The sequence below is a fragment of the Collinsella sp. AM28-11LB genome (genome assembly GCF_003469895.1).
Classification (GTDB): domain Bacteria; phylum Actinomycetota; class Coriobacteriia; order Coriobacteriales; family Coriobacteriaceae; genus Collinsella.
In genome coordinates this window covers 1-15,391 of sequence record NZ_QSKJ01000008.1, presented here as the reverse complement: position 1 = coordinate 15,391, position 15,391 = coordinate 1, and the positions used below count along the sequence as shown (strand labels likewise).

Here is a 15,391-nt window from a genome sequence, read left to right as displayed (position 1 = left end):
CCCCGCGAGGGGGCAAGCGTTAAGCAAACGCGGAGCGTTTGTAGCGAGCCGGCGAGGGCGCCGGCAGGCGACCGAAGCCGGTGCGTATTTGCGAAGCAAATACGCAGACGTCCCACCGCCCCTACCACGTATTGTTTACGGGCCCGTGTCCCCAAGGGATGCGGGCCCGTTTCTTTTAGATGCCGTCAACTGCAGGGCAGCTAATTTGGGACGGGGCTTTTTTGACTACTTTTCCGCCCACCCAATGAGTTTTCTGGGACGGGGATTAAAAAATCATTAGGTACACAATGATTTTTTAATCCCCGTCCCAGAAAACTCATTCACGGAAAGGCTCGGGCGGACCATGTAGCTAAAAAAGCCCCGTCCCAAAAAGACTACTTTTAGAGTGTGCTGAGAGTGGGGGTCCAGGCGATGGTGGGGGTCGCGCCGTCGAGAGTCTCGTTGATGGTTGCTGCCATGCCGGCGAGGAGGCTGTTCTCGCTCACGGTAAGCGCCCTGTAGCCACCTGCGCGCATGAGTTCGCGAATCACCACGGCGCCAGCGAGAATCACGCCCGCACGCTTGGGCTGCACGCCTGGCAGCGTGGCGATGCCCGCAACGTCCAGGGCAGACATGCACTCGATAGCGGTCGAGACCTGCTCCATCGAAAGCTCGCGCAGGTGCACAAAGCTCGAATCGTACGGCTCCAGCTCGTGAACGAGTGCAACGAGCGTGGTGACGGTGCCACCCACCGCGACCAAGCGCTCGGCGCGCTCAAAGTTGTTGGGCAGGCTCTCAAAGTACGCCGTAAACTGCTCGTTTGCCCAGTCGGCAGCAGCCGCAAGCTCACCTGCCAAAGGCGGCAGCGCCGAGAAAAACCGCTCTGTTACACGACGGCAGCCAATGTCCAGCGAACGCGTGCCCTCCAGCGCAAAGACCCCGCGCTCCGGAGCGTATACACCCGTCGCAAGCTCCGTCGACCCGCCGCCCGAATCCGCGACGATGATGCGCTCGCCCGCAAAGTCGTGCGCCACACCAAAAAACGTCAGGCGCGCCTCGACCTCGCCCGGAATCACCTGCGGTTCGAGCCCCAGCTCGCGCAGGCCGCCTAGCAGCAGGGCGGCGTTGGACGCATCACGCGCGGCGCTCGTGCATGTGGTGCAGATGCGCACGGCCCCAAAGGCACGGGCTTCGTCCACAAACATGCGGCACGCAGCGAGCACGCGCTCAACGGCCGCCTCGCAAAAGCGCCCCGTCGCGTCCACGCCCTCGCCCAAGTCGGTGATCTCGGTATGCTTGGACGATTCCACGATCGCCCCGGCCTCGACCTGCGCCAGCACCAGTCGCGACGACACCGTTCCCAGGTCGATCGCGGCCACCTTATATCGTTTGCACTCTGCCATTGCGGGCTCCCTTCCGGGCGTTACTCGCCTACTCGCCGCTGGACGCGACCGTCTGACCCTCGACGCCGTTAAATCCAAACAGCATGTCGAGCGTCTGAATGTACCACGGCGCGTCCTTGCCGACTTCTTCGATCTCCTTGGCCACCTCGCTGGCCTTCTTGGCGTTCGACGACTTCTTTTCAGCCGACGACGAGTCCGAATCATCGTCCAGGCCCAAGACATCAATCCTAGTCTCACCAGGCATCACCAGGCCCAGGTCCTCGGACGCCGCATCCTTGATACCCTCCTCCGAGAGCAGCTTGTCGACGCTTTTTTGCAGCTCGTCGTTATATTGCTCGCGAATCTCGACCTGCTTGGCCAAGATGTCGCTCGAGCGCTTAGCCACGTACAGGTCGCGTACGGGAAAATACAGGCTCACGAGCGCCAGCGCCACCACGATACCGATAAACAGCAGGCGCAGAGAGCCATGCGTAAAGTCATAGATCGCCTTGACCACCGCATTGTCGTTGGCGTAGCGCATAAAGTCCGCGCCCGAAAGACGGCTCGAAGGTCTGCTCGATTTGTCGTGCGTCTGGGCCGAGGGACGCGACGAATGCGGCGAACGTGTCGGACGTACTGGTCCATCTGTCGAAGTATTCACTTGAGCATTGGGGCGCGAGGTACTTGTCGGGCGCTGCGTGGAGCGGTCGGCGCCGGCGTAGGCGGACCCACCGAGCTGCACCGTGCGCGCAGGGCGAGGCGACGGCTCGCGCGAACCGGCGGAATAGTACCTGTTGTCGTAAATCTGATCCATGTGCGCCTTGTGCGGTTGAGGTTTGTTTGCGCTAAGTCCTTTAGTTATAGCACGAGCATGCGCACCGCCTTCGCCAGCCTTTGCTCGACATAAAAAAGGCGCTGAGCCGTGTGGCCCAGCGCCCGATAGCGCTCTGTAGCATCTAGCTGGAGCGGGGCAAAGCCGAGTCTGCCCCCTCCCCGCCAGGCTCGTCTGTCTAGCGAATGTTGTAGAACGCGGCCTTGCCGGCGTAGCGCGCGCTGCCCTCAAGCTCGTCCTCGATGCGGATGAGCTGGTTGTACTTGGCGATACGGTCACTGCGGCACGGGGCGCCCGACTTGATCTGGCCGGCGTTGACGCCCACGACCAGGTCGGCGATCGTGGAGTCCTCGGTCTCGCCGGAGCGGTGGCTCACGATGCAGGCGTAACCGGCCTCCTTGGCGGTCTCGATGGCCTCGAGCGACTCGGTGAGCGTGCCGATCTGGTTGACCTTGACCAGGATCGCGTTGGCGGCACCCAGCTCGATGCCCTTCTTGAGGCGCTCGGTGTTGGTGACGAACAGGTCGTCGCCCACCAGCTGCACTTTGTTGCCAATGCGGCGGGTAAGCTCGACCCAGCCGTCCCAGTCTTCCTCGGCCATGCCGTCCTCGATGGAGATGATGGGATAGGTGTCGACGAGCTTCTCCCAGTAATCGACCATCTGGGCGCTCGTATACTCAACACCCTCGCCCTTGAGCTCGTACATGCCGGTCTCGGCGTTGTAGAACTCGGTCGAGGCCGGATCCATGGCGTACATGAAGTCGACGCCGGGCTTAAAGCCGGCCTTCTCCACGGCCTTGGTGATGTACTCGAACGGCTCGGCATTGGTCTTGAGGTTGGGGGCAAAGCCGCCCTCGTCGCCCACGCCGCCGCCAAGGCCCGCCTCGTGCAGCACGCCCTTGAGGGTGTGGTAGACCTCGGCACACCAACGCAGACCCTCGGCAAAGCTCGGGGCGCCCACCGGCATGATCATGAACTCCTGGAAGTCGACGTTATTGTCGGCATGCACGCCGCCGTTGAGGATGTTCATCATGGGCGTGGGCAGCAGGTGGGCGTTGACGCCGCCCAGGTACTGGTACAGCGACAGACCCGCCGACTCGGCAGCGGCGCGGGCAACGGCCAGCGACACGCCCAGGATGGCGTTGGCACCGAGCCTGGTCTTGTTGGGGGTACCGTCCGCGGCAATCAGCGCGGCATCGACGGCGCGCTGGTCGAAGGCGTCAAGGCCCACGACGGCGTTAGCGCACTCGTTGTTGACGTGCTCGACGGCCTGCGAAACGCCCTTGCCCAGGTAGCGGCCCTTGTCGCCATCGCGCAGCTCGCAGGCCTCAAAGGCGCCGGTCGAAGCGCCCGAAGGCACCATTGCGCGGCCGAAGCTGCCGTCCTCGAGCACGACCTCGACCTCGACGGTGGGATTGCCGCGGCTGTCGAGCACCTCACGACCGTAGACGTCCAAAATATCGCTCATGTTGTCTCCCTCTCACTTGGAAACGTAGTGGATGCAAGCGACTGGCCGACTGCGCACCGTCGGTGCGCCTCCGTAAGTTAGCCCGTCGCACTTTTTGCATTATGCCCTAAGTTAGCCGTGGGATACAATTGTTCTTCGAATAATTTAGCGGGAACGATGAGGCATGTCAGCCCGTCGTTCCCGCAGTCTTACTCCTCCGCCTTGGCGGCATCCCAGAGGTCGTTGAGGCCGTGAGTCGAAAGCTCGGCAAGATCCACGTGGACGTCGGCTGCCATCTGTTCCATCGCGGCCCAGCGGCGGCGAAACTTTGCCGTACTGGCGCGCAGGGCACTCTCGGCGTCAATCCCCTCCTTGCGCGCAACGTTGACCAGGGCAAAGAGCAGGTCTCCAAACTCCATCTCGCGCTCGGGCGAGCCGGGAGCCTCGGCCTCAAACTCGGCACGCTCCTCGGCAACCTCGTCCCACACGTCCTGGACCGTCTCCCACTCAAAGCCCACGGCCGCTGCTTTGCGCGACACCTTCTGCGCCTGCATCAATGCCGGCAGATGCGTGGGCACGCCGTCGAGCAGGCCCTCGGGTACCGCCTCGCCTGCTGCCACGGCCTTGTCCTTGGCAGCCTTCTCGGCAAGCTTAACCTCGTCCCAGATCTTGAGCACCTCGTCGGAGTTCTCGGCATCCACATCGCCAAACACGTGCGGATGACGGCGAATGAGTTTGGCGTCGATATCGCGTGCCACGTCGGCCAGCGTAAACTCACCGGCGTCGGCCGCAATCTGCGCATGCAGCACGACCTGCATGAGCACGTCGCCCAGCTCCTCGCGCAGGTGTGCCGCGTCGTCGGCCTCAATGCAGTCGAGCGCCTCGTAGGCCTCCTCGATCATGTTCTTGCCGATGCTCTGATGCGTCTGCTCGCGGTCCCACGGACAGCCGTCGGGCTGGCGTAGGCGCCAGATGGTCTGCACCAGATGCTGCAGCTCGGCCGACGCATCTACCAGCGTCGACAGGTCGCGCGAACCCTCGGCATTTTGCTGAGCCATATGCTCGGCCATGGTTACTCCTCCTCCAGGATCACGTGGCGGAACGCACCGCCCTCATAGATACCGTAGCCGTGCGTACCGTCCTTGGGAATGCTCACGCTGCCGGGATTGAACAGCCACAGGCCCGGGTGCGCCTCGCTTGCCTCGTTAACCTTGATATGCGTGTGACCGTAGACGAGCGCGGAGCCCTCGGGCAGCGCAGGCGCGTGGTCGACGCTGTTGTGCATGCCGGCGCCAAAGACATGGCCATGCGTCAGGAACAGCTCGCGGCCGGCCTCGTCGAACAGCGTGGCGTAGTCTGCCATGACGGGAAAGTCGAGCACCATCTGGTCGACCTCGGCGTCACAGTTGCCGCGCACCGCGATGATGCGGTCGGCCAGGGCGTTGAGCAGCGGAATCACGCGCTTGGGGGCGTAATCGCGCGGTAGGTCGTTACGCGGGCCGTGGTAGAGCAGGTCGCCCAGCAGCACGATGCGGTCGGGCTGCTCGGACTCGATGGCGTCGCACAGGCGCTCGGCCCAATATGCCGAGCCGTGGATGTCAGAGGCGATGAGACATTTCATGGGAAGTCCTTTCGGGATGGGGCAAATAGGGTTGGCGTGGCGCGTCGCTCGCCCGTACTACTCAAATTGCAGTACCGCGCTCTGAGCTGCCTGCATCACGCGCTGGAGCGGCACGCTGTGCTCGCGGGCAAGGCGGGCGCAGTCCTCGTACTCGGGTGCGGCGCGCTCGCTGCCATCGGGCAGGGTTGCCACCTTAACGGACACCTCGCCCCAAGGCGTTGCGACCTGCTCAAAGCGGCGCGGCAGGCAGACACGCTCCATGACCTGGCGCCGAATGCCGTTGGTCGTGGTTTCCAAAAAAATAATCGTCTGCAGGCGCTCGATATCCTCATGCGAGCAGATCACCTGCAGCTGCCAGCCGGGACGGCCTTTCTTGCAGTAGAGGGGCAGCCAGTGTACCTCGCGCGCACCCGCCTCGCGCAGGCGATCGGCGGCGTAGGCGAGCACCTCGGGCGACGCATCGTCGATGTCGCATTCCAGCTTGACGATGGTTTCGGGCGCATCGGTCTCGCGGGACAGCGGTGATTTGCTATCGCATTGCATACGGTCCGGGTCCTTTCCGCACGGGCTCGTTTTGTTCATCCAAACGCTAGCACATCGGACGTGGCGCAGACGTGACTTTCGTCCATCGCCGCCCTCGCCCTTATCCAAATGTGTACGTCAGCCTCCAAATATGCCATTTTTTGTCGGTTTTGGAGGCTGACGTACACGTTTTGAGAGCGCAAGCGAGGCCGCACCGCGCGCCGCGCAGCCTTTCCAATCGATTTCGACCCCCGACGTGCCCGGCGTTTTGAGAGTTGCGCCATTACAATGGAGCGGATTCGCCAAATGCAAAGGAGTCGCCATGCCCGCATGCCCGCTGGTCGATTGCCACACCCATACTTCGTTTTCGGACGGCCATGCCTCGTTTGAGGACAACGTCCGCGCCGCCACCGCTGCCGGATGCCGCGTCATGGTCTCGACCGACCACCTCACCCTGCCTGCCAGCATGGATGCTAACTGCGAGGTGCAGGTCGTCGAGGGCGACTTGCCGGTGCACCGCCTGGCTTTTGAGGACGCTCGCAAGCTTGCCGCGCAGATCGCACCCGAACTCGAGCTTATCTATGGCTTTGAATGCGATTGGTACCAAGGTTGCGAGCCTTTGGTTGAGAGCTGGTCCCAGGGCGCCATCGTACGCCTGGGTAGCGTGCATTGGATTGGCAACCCAGGCGATATTGCGGCAGGCGCCGCAGGCACGGCGGGGACAGAGGACGTCGCTCGCCCCGACACGCCCGATTCGCTCTGCGGCTGGATTGACGACGATACCAACCTGCATGTTTGGGAAAACTTAGGCGTGCGCGGCGTATGGGAGCGCTATGTCGACGACTGGTGCCGCGCCTGCGAGAGCTCGCTCAACTTTGACGTGATGGCCCATCCCGACCTAGTCATGCGTTTTTCGAAAGAGGGCTTTGCGCCCGACTTTAACCCCATGCCCTTTTGGGAGCAGATGGCCGAGTGCGCCCACGACACGGGCCGCCGCGTTGAGGTTTCTACCGCCGCGCCGCGTAAGGGCTTGGACGACTACTATCCCGCAACCGGATTGCTGCGTTGCTTTGCCCACGCCGAGGTGCCGATTACTTTTGGCTCGGACGCACACCGTGCCCGCGACATCTGCTGGAACATCCGTGAGGCCCAGGCACACGCCTACGACTGTGGCTACCGAACCTTCGATATCCCCCACCCCACCGGCGAATGGGAATCCACGCCCCTCGCCTAAGACTAGTCGTTGGGGACGTTCTTAAACAACTATTGACGGCGGGCGTTGAGTTCGCCGGCCAGCTCATCGAGGGTGATGCCGTAGCGCTCGAGCGTCACGAGCAGGTGGTAGATCAGGTCGCCGGCCTCGTAGCGGATGTGATCGTGGTCGTTATCCTTGCAGGCCATGATCACCTCGCTCGCCTCCTCGGCAAGCTTCTTGAGCAGCTCGTCCTCGACATCGGTCAGCAGGCGAGCGGTATAGCTCTCCTGCGGCGATGCGTCGCGACGGCCGTGAATCACCCCGGCGAGCCCCGTCAGCGTCTCACCGATATTTCCATCCTGAACATTCGCGGTGCGCACACCCATGGTTCAATCCTTTCTGGTTGGCCAAGCGCCTGGTCGAGCGCCCGCCCTACGCGAGTTTTCTAAAGAAGCAGGTACGGTTGCCGGTATGGCAGGCCGGACCCGGCGAGTCGACCTTGACCAGCAGCGTATCGCTATCGCAGTCGGCCCAGAGCTCCTTGACCTCCTGCATATTGCCGCTCGTCGCGCCCTTGTTCCAGAGCTCCTGGCGGCTGCGGCTCCAAAACCACGTGGTCCCGGTCTTGAGCGTAAGCCCCACCGATTCCTCGTTCATCCAAGCAACCATAAGCACCTCACCGGTGTCATACTGCTGAACCACACAAGGAATCAGCCCACGGTCGTCGTATTTGAGCTCTGCCGCGGTTGTCACTTGCTCCATTTAGAAGTCCAATCTCACAGGTATTCCCTGGCTGGCCATGTATTCTTTGACTTCGCGAATGCTGAAGGTCCCAAAGTGAAAGACACTTGCTGCCAGCACGGCATCGGCTTCGCCCTCGATCACGCCCTCGGCAAAATGCTCGAGCGTGCCCACGCCGCCGCTTGCGATCACCGGGATCGGCACCGCGCGCGCCACGGCGCGGGTGAGTGCCAGGTCGAAGCCAGCCTTGGTGCCGTCGCGATCCATGCTGGTGAGCAAGATCTCACCGGCGCCGCGACGAGCCGCTTCCTCGGCCCACGCCACCGCATCGATACCCGTGGCGTTACGGCCGCCCGCGGTAAAGACCTCCCACTTGTCGGCTCCCGGCTCACCGGGCAAACCAACACGCTTGGCATCGATCGCCACGACCACGGCCTGGCTGCCAAATGCAGCGGCAGCTTGGCTGACCAGCGACGGATCGCGCACGGCAGCAGAGTTGAGCGACACCTTATCGGCACCGGCAGCCACCATGGTTCGCATGCCCGCCAGGTCACGAAAACCGCCGCCCACGGTATAGGGAATGGCCAGCTCCTCGGCCGCATGCGCCGCCATCTCAATGGTCGTCGCACGGTTATCGCTCGTCGCAGTGATGTCCAGGAACACGACTTCGTCCGCACCCTCGCGGTCGTAGGCGCGCGCCAGCTCCACCGGATCGCCCGCATCGCGCAGGCTCACAAAGTTGACGCCCTTGACCACGCGGCCGTCCTTAACGTCCAGACAGGGAATCACACGCTTGGTAAGCATGGGCTACTCCTCCCCTCGGGCGGCGGCCAGCGCCTGTGCCAGCGTAAAGTTGCCCTCGTAGAGCGCGCGACCGGTGATCGCACCCTCAATAGCATCCTCACCCACCGCGGCAAGCGCGCAGATATCGTCGAGTGTCGAGATGCCACCCGAAGCCACGACGGGAAAACCCGCGACCTCGGCCACATGGCGATACGCCGCCACGTCGATGCCCGTCTGCATGCCATCGCGCGCGATGTCGGTGTACACCAAATGCTTAAAGCCCAGCTCGGAAAGCTGCGCCACCGCATCATCGAGCGCCACGCCCGCGCCATCGCGCCAGCCGTTCACCTTGACCTGGCCGTCACGGGCGGCGATGTCTGCCACCAGCAGCTCGCCAAAGCCGCGCGCTGCCACCTCGGCAAAACCCGGCTCGGTCACCAGCACGGTCCCCAGCGCAATACGGCGCGCGCCATAGCCGGCCAGCTCGTCGATGCGTGCGAGCGAGCGGACGCCGCCGCCCACGTCCACGGACAGACCGTCGACGCCGCAGATAGCCTTGATCGCCGTCGAGTTGGCAGCGCATGCGTCCTCATCCTCGCCAAAGGCAGCGGACAGGTCGACGACATGCACCCAGTTCGCACCCTGCTCGGCAAAGGAGCGGGCAACGGCCACGGGGTCGTCGGAATATACCTTGCAGCGGCTCCGGTCGCCGCGCTCCAGGCGCACGACCTTGCCGCCGATCAAATCGATTGCGGGAAACAGAATCATCGGCCGGCCTCCTCGACGATGTTGACGAAGTTCTTAAGGATGCGCTGTCCCAGCGCGGAGGATTTCTCGGGATGGAACTGGCAGCCCCACACGTTGCCGTGGCGCACGATGCACGGGAAGCTCCGCGTGTAGTGCGTGCGCGCCAGAACATCGGCGGCATCGACATCGTCGGCCACCGCATAGCTGTGGGTGAAGTACATGTTGGCGCCCTCGGCAAAACCGGCGAGCAATGGATCGGCCGCGCCGGCGGGCGTCATGTGCACCTGGTCCCAGCCCACGTGCGGCACCTTCAGGCGACTCGATTCCAAGCGCGTGCACGAGCCGCGCATAATGCCCAGGCCATCGACCCAGGGACCGCCGGCCTGCTCGGAGGCATCGTCGTCCGCGCCCTCGTCCGCCGGCACGCCCTCGTCGCCGCGTTCAAAAAACAGCTGAAGGCCCAGGCAGATGCCGAGCAGAGGAGTTCCGGCGGCAACGGCGTCAAGCACGGCCGCCTCCTCGCCGCTCTGGCGCATAAAGGCGATCGCGTCATAGAACGCGCCCACGCCCGGGATGACCAGGCCGTCGGCGTTGCGGATCTGCTCCGGATCGTCCGATGTGCAGGCAGCGGCACCGGCGCGCGCAAGCCCGCGCACGACGCTCGACAAGTTGCCCTTGTGGTAGTCGACCACCACGATCTTCGGTTCGCCCACGCGACCCTCCTTTTTCCATCATCCAAAACCACCACGAAGGTGCCTGTCCCCTTTGTGGTGGTTTTTACCCTTGTGGCGGTTACAGTGAGCCCTTGGTGCTGGGGATTCCTTGCACGCGGGGATCAAGCTCGCAGGCGTGGCGCATCGTGCGTCCCACGGCCTTAAAGGCGGCCTCGATAATGTGGTGCGAGTTGCCGCCCGCCAGCTCGCGCACGTGCAGCGTGAGTTTGGCGTCGCGCGCAAAAGCGTAGAAGAACTCGACGGCCAGCTCGGTATCAAAGGTGCCCACGCGCTCGGTCGGCACGGGTAGATCGCAATAGGCCTGCCCGCGACCCGAGATATCAACGGCGGCCATCACGAGCGTCTCGTCCATGGCAATCGCCGCATCGGCAAAGCGCGTAATGCCCGCCTTGTCACCCAGTGCCTGGCAAAACGCCTCGCCCAGCACAATGCCCGTGTCCTCGACGGTGTGGTGCGCGTCGACCTCCACATCGCCCATCGCATGTACCGTCAGATCGAACAGGCCATGGCGGCCAAGGGCGTTGAGCATGTGGTCGAAAAACGGCACGCCGGTCGAGATATCGCACACGCCGGATCCGTCCAGATCGAGCCTAACGACAATGTCGGTCTCGCCCGTCTTGCGGGTCACCTCGACATAACGGCCCATCTACATCTCCTCCTTCACCAGCGCGGCAAACGCTGCCAGCACCTCGTCGTTTTCCTGCGGGGTACCCACGGTAATGCGCAGACAGTCCGCAAGCCCCGGCGCGTAGCTAAAGTCGCGCACCAAAATTGAATACTCGTCGCGCAGGCGCTCGCGCACGCGCGTGGCGTGCGGCGTGCGCACGAGCACAAAGTTCGCCGCGCTCGGCCACGCCTCCACGGGCAGGCCCTCGGCAGCCATTGCGCGCAGGGCGCACAGCTCGCGCACGCGCTCGGATACAACCTGTGCCACCACGGGCGCGTACGCATCGCGGGCACGCACGCAGGCAAGCGCCGCGGCCTGGCTCAGCACGCTGACTGAATAGATCTGGCGAATCGCCGCGAACACGTCAATAACCTCGGGTGACGCAATCACATAGCCCAGACGCGTGCCGGCGGCGCCGAACGCCTTGGACAGCGTATGCAGAATCACCAGGTTGGAATGCTCGGCGATAAGCCCTTGCGCCGTGGTGGCCGCGCCAAACGAATCGTCAGCAAACTCCACGTAGGCCTCGTCGACCATCACCATGCCGGGACACGCATCGCACAGAGCCGCGATAAAGTCGAGCGGCGCCACGTCGCCCGTGGGATTGTTGGGCGAGGTCACAATCGCCAGGTTGCACTCGGGCGCTGCCGCAAGCACGGCAGCCTGGTCGAGCTCAAAAGTTGCCGGGTCGCGCCACACGTCGCGCACCTCGGTCTGACAGAGCGACGCAAAGAACGCGTACTCGCTAAAGCACGGCGGGCAGTTAAGCAGGGTCCGCCCCGCGCCGCCAAACGCCAACAGGTAGTTATAGAGCAGCTCGTCGCCGCCGTTGCCCACGCAGACATTATCGCGCGCCACACCATGCCAAGCGACCAGCTCGTCGCGCAGATCGTTGGACATGGGATCGGGATAACGGTTGAGCGGCGTGGCAGCCAGGGCGGCGTCGACCGCCTCGCGCACGCCAGCCGGCACGGGATAGGTGTTCTCGTTGGCCGAAAGGTTGATGCGCGTGGGCGTAAAGTTGGGATCGTAGGGCTCAATGCCGGCCAAGTAGGGCTGGACGAGCTCCTTCATACGGGGCGTGAGCTCGGCCATATTAGGCCTCCTTGCCAGTCGCGCCGGCGCCATCCGCGCTTGTAGCCGCCAGGTCCACGCCCTCGGCAACCGTCGCCACGGCGTCGCCCGGCCAGGCAACCTTGGTCAGGTCGGCCGCCGCCAGCGACTCGGCGCTCACGGAATCCTCGCCCTGTTCCAGCACGCGACGACGCAGGGCGGCAGAAAGCGCGTGCGCCCACAGGCCCTCGGCCTCGGCTAGACGCTGCGTGGCAGGAGCATCGGAGAGCAGGCCCTCGGGTGTATAGCAAATGACACTCGAGCGCTTGACGAACTCTTCGACCGAAAGCGGGTTGGAGAACATGGCCGTGCCGCCGGTCGGCAGCGTGTGGTTGGGGCCAGCAACATAATCGCCGAGCGGCTCGGAGCTCCAGGCGCCCACAAAGATGGCGCCGGCGTTGCGGATGCCGCCGAGCAGGCCCATTGCATCCTTGCAGTGCAGCTCCAGGTGCTCGGGCGCCACGGTGTTCACGGCCTCGACGGCGGCAGCCATATCGGCGGCCACCACGATGGTGCCCTCGTTGTCGAGCGAAGAGCGCGTGATCTCGGCACGCGGCGACTGCGCCACTAGAATGTCGATACCCGCCTCGACCTCGCGCGCAAACTGCTCGTCGCAGGTCACCAGATAGCAGGCGGCAAGCGGATCGTGCTCGGCCTGGGCCATCAGGTCGGCCGCGACCACCATGGGCTTGGCCGTGGCATCGGCCAGCACGCAGACCTCGGAGGGGCCGGCGACCATGTCGATGCCCACGTCGCCCGAGACAATCTGCTTGGCCGCGGCGACAAAGGCGTTGCCCGGGCCGGTGATCTTGTCGACGCGCGGAATGGTCTCGGTACCGTACGCCAGCGCGGCCACGGCCTGGGCGCCGCCCACCATATAGATCTCGTCCACGCCGCCAAGCTTGGCCGCGGCGAGCGTGTAGGGGCTGATCAGGCCGTCCTTTTGTGGCGGCGTCACCATGACCACGCGCTTGACGCCGGCCACCTTGGCAGGGATAGCGTTCATGAGCACGGTGGAGGGATACTGCGCGCGACCGCCCGGCACGTAGATGCCGGCCGCGGCAAGCGGGGTCACCTTAACGCCGAGCATCGTGCCGTCCGGGCGCGTGGTAAACCAGCTCTGCTCGACCTCGCGCTGGTGAAACTCACGGATCTGGCGCGCAGCCTTCTCGAGCGCGGCGACAAAGGCCGGGTCGAGGCCTTCGAGCGCAGCATCGATCTGCTCTTGCGGCAGACGAAAGCTTTGCAGCTCGACACCGTCAAAACGCTGGCAGTAATCGCGCACCGCAGCATCGCCGTTGGCACGCACGTTGGCCACGATATCGCGGGCGGCGTCGACGATGTTTTGCGGCAGCACACCCTTGCGGTTGAGCTGGTTGGTAACGAGGCGCTCACCGGGAGCAAGCTTGATGGTCTTCATATCGGTATCCCCTATCGGTCGAGGTTGCGTTTGGAAAACGAGATGCCGGGCAGCGGCACCAATCGGCCCGCAGTCCGGATATGGGGGCGCCCGTGCGCGCTCGCGCTATTGTGCCGAGCCCGCGACGGGCTCAAAATGCTTGTCCTTCACGGCAGCCGCCAGGCGATCGGCCAGGTTGCGAACGCGCGGATCCAGGCGCGCGGCACCCGGGTTGACGAAGAAGCGGGCCGTGCAGTCCATAATGCGGCCGGTGATGACCAGGTCGTTGTCGCGCAGCGTGGCGCCCGTGGCGGTGATATCCACGATGCGATCGGTCATACCGACGATGGGTCCCAGCTCGATGTTGCCGTGCAGCGAAACAATGTCGGCGTTCACGCCGCACTCGGCATACCAGGCACTCGCGATGCGCGGGTACTTGGTTGCCACGCGAAGCGAACCGCGGCGGGCATAGTTGCGCTCGGCCTGACCGGCGCGCCAAACGGGCTCAGCCTCAATAAAGGTGCACAGGCCGTAACCCAAATCGACCAGCTGCAGCAGGTTGAGGTCGGCCTCGATAAGCGAATCCCAGCCGCAGATGCCGCAATCGGCACCACCGCAGCCCACAAAAGCGGGCGCATCGCTGGGGCGCACGATGACAAACTCGATATCGCCGACCGCGCCCTCGCCGGCACGCGTATCGCGACCGCGCACGATCAGGTGACGGCCGGGGTCGCGCAGCTCGGAGACGTCCAGGCCCGCGGCCTCGAGCACGTCGAGCGTGTCGGCCTTAAGCGAGCCCTTGGGAACGGCGATGCGCAGCGGACCCTCGGCACCACGGCCCGCGGCGTGGTCGCCGTCGGAAGCGGCGTCCTCAGCCGAAGTGTGCGCGGCCTCCAGACGCTCGAGCGAAAAGGCAAATCCCGCCGCCGGTACCTCGATGCCATCGCCGAACGCGCCGGTAAAGATGGAGTCGTAGCGACCGCCCGAACCCACCGGATCGGGCAGGCCACCGGCATAGGCCTTAAAGACCAGGCCCGTGTAGTAATAAAAAGAGTTCATGATGGAGAAGTCGAAGGACAGCACCTGGGCGTCCTCGGGAGCCAGGCACTCGACCAGGGCACGCAGCTCGCGCGTCAGCGGCGCGACGATACCGGCAGCTTCCAGCAGCGCATCCACACGGTCGAGTATCTCGGCACCGCCGTGCAAGCGCGGCAGCTCGCTAATGGCGGCCTTGACGGCCTCGGGCTCGGCGCTTGCCGCCACGCGGGCATCGAGGCCCACAAAGTCATTGGCGTGCACGCAGCGCAGGGCCTCGGCAGCCAGCTCGCGATCCTCGCACGCCGCGAGCAGCTCCTTAAAAGGACGCACGCTACCTGCGATAATGCGCGCATCGGGCAACGCCAGCTTGCGCACGGCCTCGGCTACCAGCGAGACAATCTCGACATCGCCCGCGGCGTCGCCCGCACCGATGAGCTCAAAGCCCAGCTGCGTAAACTGACGCGAGCCGCCGGCATTGCGCTGGCACTCGCGAACCACCGGCGCCTCGTAGCGCAGGCGCAGGGGCAGGTCGGCCGCGCGCATGCGGGTCGAAACCAAGCGCACGATCGGCAACGTGTTGTCGGGACGGACCACCAGCAAACGCCCATCATCGTCAAAGAGCTTAAACGGCGTGTCCGCAATGCGGCCACCTTCCTCGAGCGAACCCTTGTCCTCGAGCAGCGGCGTCTCAACCGGCAGGTAATGATGCTCCCTAAAGCAGCCCTTCACCGTACATGCGATCTCCTCGCGTGCCTGAGCCTCCTCGGGCAATATGTCCCGGAATCCCCACGGTGTGGCCGTCATCTGGTGAGCCTCCTCATGCTGTGTTTCATATAGAACAGAAGACCGGCATAGCTCCGCCGGTCTTCTGGGTACTTTAGCATACTAGAGTGCTTGCGGGGAAAATCGTCTTCCTCGGCTCACAGCGTATTCATTTAGAAACATAGGGGCGGGCCCTCGGCTTAATCTGGCAATTCCCCCAGCCCAGTCGGAAAGCACATCCCACTCCGAGCCACAAGTCCGGGATGAACTTTCCGCCGAAGACACCCTGCGCCGACAGCAACGCAAAAAGGGCGCCCGCGCAAATGCGGACGCCCTTGTGTAGGGTCGAGATATCAACCAGCCAAGATATCGGACCTGCGACCAGCTCTTAGTAGTCGAACTGGTGGTAGTAGCGGCGGTACTTGAGGT

General features: G+C 64.1%; 16 protein-coding genes. 1 reads left to right on the top strand and 15 read right to left on the bottom strand.

Going from position 1 to position 15,391, the window contains the following annotated elements; translation table 11 throughout:
* Positions 1-380 precede the first annotated feature (380 nt).
* From DW732_RS06740 to larC, 6 genes are all read right to left on the bottom strand, one after another.
* A complete protein-coding gene (locus tag DW732_RS06740) occupies positions 381-1,382 on the bottom strand; it encodes a hypothetical protein (RefSeq protein ID WP_118099127.1) in 1,002 nt (333 codons plus the stop codon).
* A 28-nt stretch (positions 1,383-1,410) separates the two neighbouring features.
* Positions 1,411-2,175: a septum formation initiator family protein gene (locus tag DW732_RS10095; RefSeq protein WP_233539388.1), complete on the bottom strand. Its 765-nt coding sequence runs from the start codon at positions 2,173-2,175 to the stop codon at positions 1,411-1,413.
* A 196-nt stretch (positions 2,176-2,371) separates the two neighbouring features.
* Positions 2,372-3,661, bottom strand: coding sequence for a phosphopyruvate hydratase (gene eno / locus DW732_RS06730; RefSeq protein WP_117743689.1), 1,290 nt, complete (start codon positions 3,659-3,661; stop codon positions 2,372-2,374).
* Positions 3,662-3,849: 188 nt separating this feature from the next.
* Positions 3,850-4,710 (bottom strand): nucleoside triphosphate pyrophosphohydrolase, encoded by an 861-nt coding sequence (mazG, locus tag DW732_RS06725; RefSeq protein WP_118099126.1) that lies wholly within the window; start codon positions 4,708-4,710, stop codon positions 3,850-3,852.
* A gap of 2 nt (positions 4,711-4,712) precedes the next feature.
* Positions 4,713-5,261, bottom strand: a complete 549-nt coding sequence (gene yfcE / locus DW732_RS06720; RefSeq protein WP_118099125.1) for a phosphodiesterase — start codon at positions 5,259-5,261, stop codon at positions 4,713-4,715.
* A 57-nt stretch (positions 5,262-5,318) separates the two neighbouring features.
* Complete coding sequence (larC, locus tag DW732_RS06715) at positions 5,319-5,804, bottom strand: nickel insertion protein (protein ID WP_233502257.1); 486 nt, start codon at positions 5,802-5,804, stop codon at positions 5,319-5,321.
* A 301-nt stretch (positions 5,805-6,105) separates the two neighbouring features.
* On the opposite strand from larC, the gene DW732_RS06710 reads away from it, so the two are divergent.
* Positions 6,106-7,017, top strand: coding sequence for a PHP domain-containing protein (locus DW732_RS06710; protein ID WP_118099124.1), 912 nt, complete (start codon positions 6,106-6,108; stop codon positions 7,015-7,017).
* 29 nt (positions 7,018-7,046) lie between these two features.
* Here DW732_RS06710 and hisE read toward each other — a convergent pair whose 3' ends face one another.
* The 9 genes from hisE to hisG form a co-directional block, all read right to left on the bottom strand.
* The gene (gene hisE / locus DW732_RS06705) at positions 7,047-7,364 is read right to left on the bottom strand and encodes a phosphoribosyl-ATP diphosphatase (protein ID WP_055252387.1); all 318 of its coding nucleotides are present in this window, start codon (positions 7,362-7,364) and stop codon (positions 7,047-7,049) included.
* 46 nt (positions 7,365-7,410) lie between these two features.
* The gene (gene hisI, locus DW732_RS06700) at positions 7,411-7,740 is read right to left on the bottom strand and encodes a phosphoribosyl-AMP cyclohydrolase (protein ID WP_055252388.1); all 330 of its coding nucleotides are present in this window, start codon (positions 7,738-7,740) and stop codon (positions 7,411-7,413) included.
* Entirely contained in the window at positions 7,741-8,523 is a 783-nt protein-coding gene (gene hisF / locus DW732_RS06695) for an imidazole glycerol phosphate synthase subunit HisF (RefSeq protein ID WP_055252389.1), read from the bottom strand.
* 3 nt (positions 8,524-8,526) lie between these two features.
* Positions 8,527-9,270, bottom strand: coding sequence for a HisA/HisF-related TIM barrel protein (locus DW732_RS06690; RefSeq protein WP_055252390.1), 744 nt, complete (start codon positions 9,268-9,270; stop codon positions 8,527-8,529).
* The gene (locus DW732_RS06685) at positions 9,267-9,962 is read right to left on the bottom strand and encodes an imidazole glycerol phosphate synthase subunit HisH (protein WP_117743682.1); all 696 of its coding nucleotides are present in this window, start codon (positions 9,960-9,962) and stop codon (positions 9,267-9,269) included. Before DW732_RS06685 ends, DW732_RS06690 begins: the two co-directional genes overlap by 4 nt.
* A 79-nt stretch (positions 9,963-10,041) precedes the next feature.
* Positions 10,042-10,629, bottom strand: coding sequence for an imidazoleglycerol-phosphate dehydratase HisB (hisB, locus tag DW732_RS06680; RefSeq protein ID WP_117763880.1), 588 nt, complete (start codon positions 10,627-10,629; stop codon positions 10,042-10,044).
* A complete protein-coding gene (gene hisC / locus DW732_RS06675; RefSeq protein WP_199569763.1) occupies positions 10,630-11,745 on the bottom strand; it encodes a histidinol-phosphate transaminase in 1,116 nt (371 codons plus the stop codon).
* Between the two features lies 1 nt (position 11,746).
* Entirely contained in the window at positions 11,747-13,183 is a 1,437-nt protein-coding gene (gene hisD, locus DW732_RS06670; RefSeq protein WP_118099122.1) for a histidinol dehydrogenase, read from the bottom strand.
* Between the two features lie 105 nt (positions 13,184-13,288).
* Entirely contained in the window at positions 13,289-15,004 is a 1,716-nt protein-coding gene (hisG, locus tag DW732_RS06665) for an ATP phosphoribosyltransferase (protein WP_118099121.1), read from the bottom strand.
* Positions 15,005-15,391 lie beyond the last annotated feature (387 nt).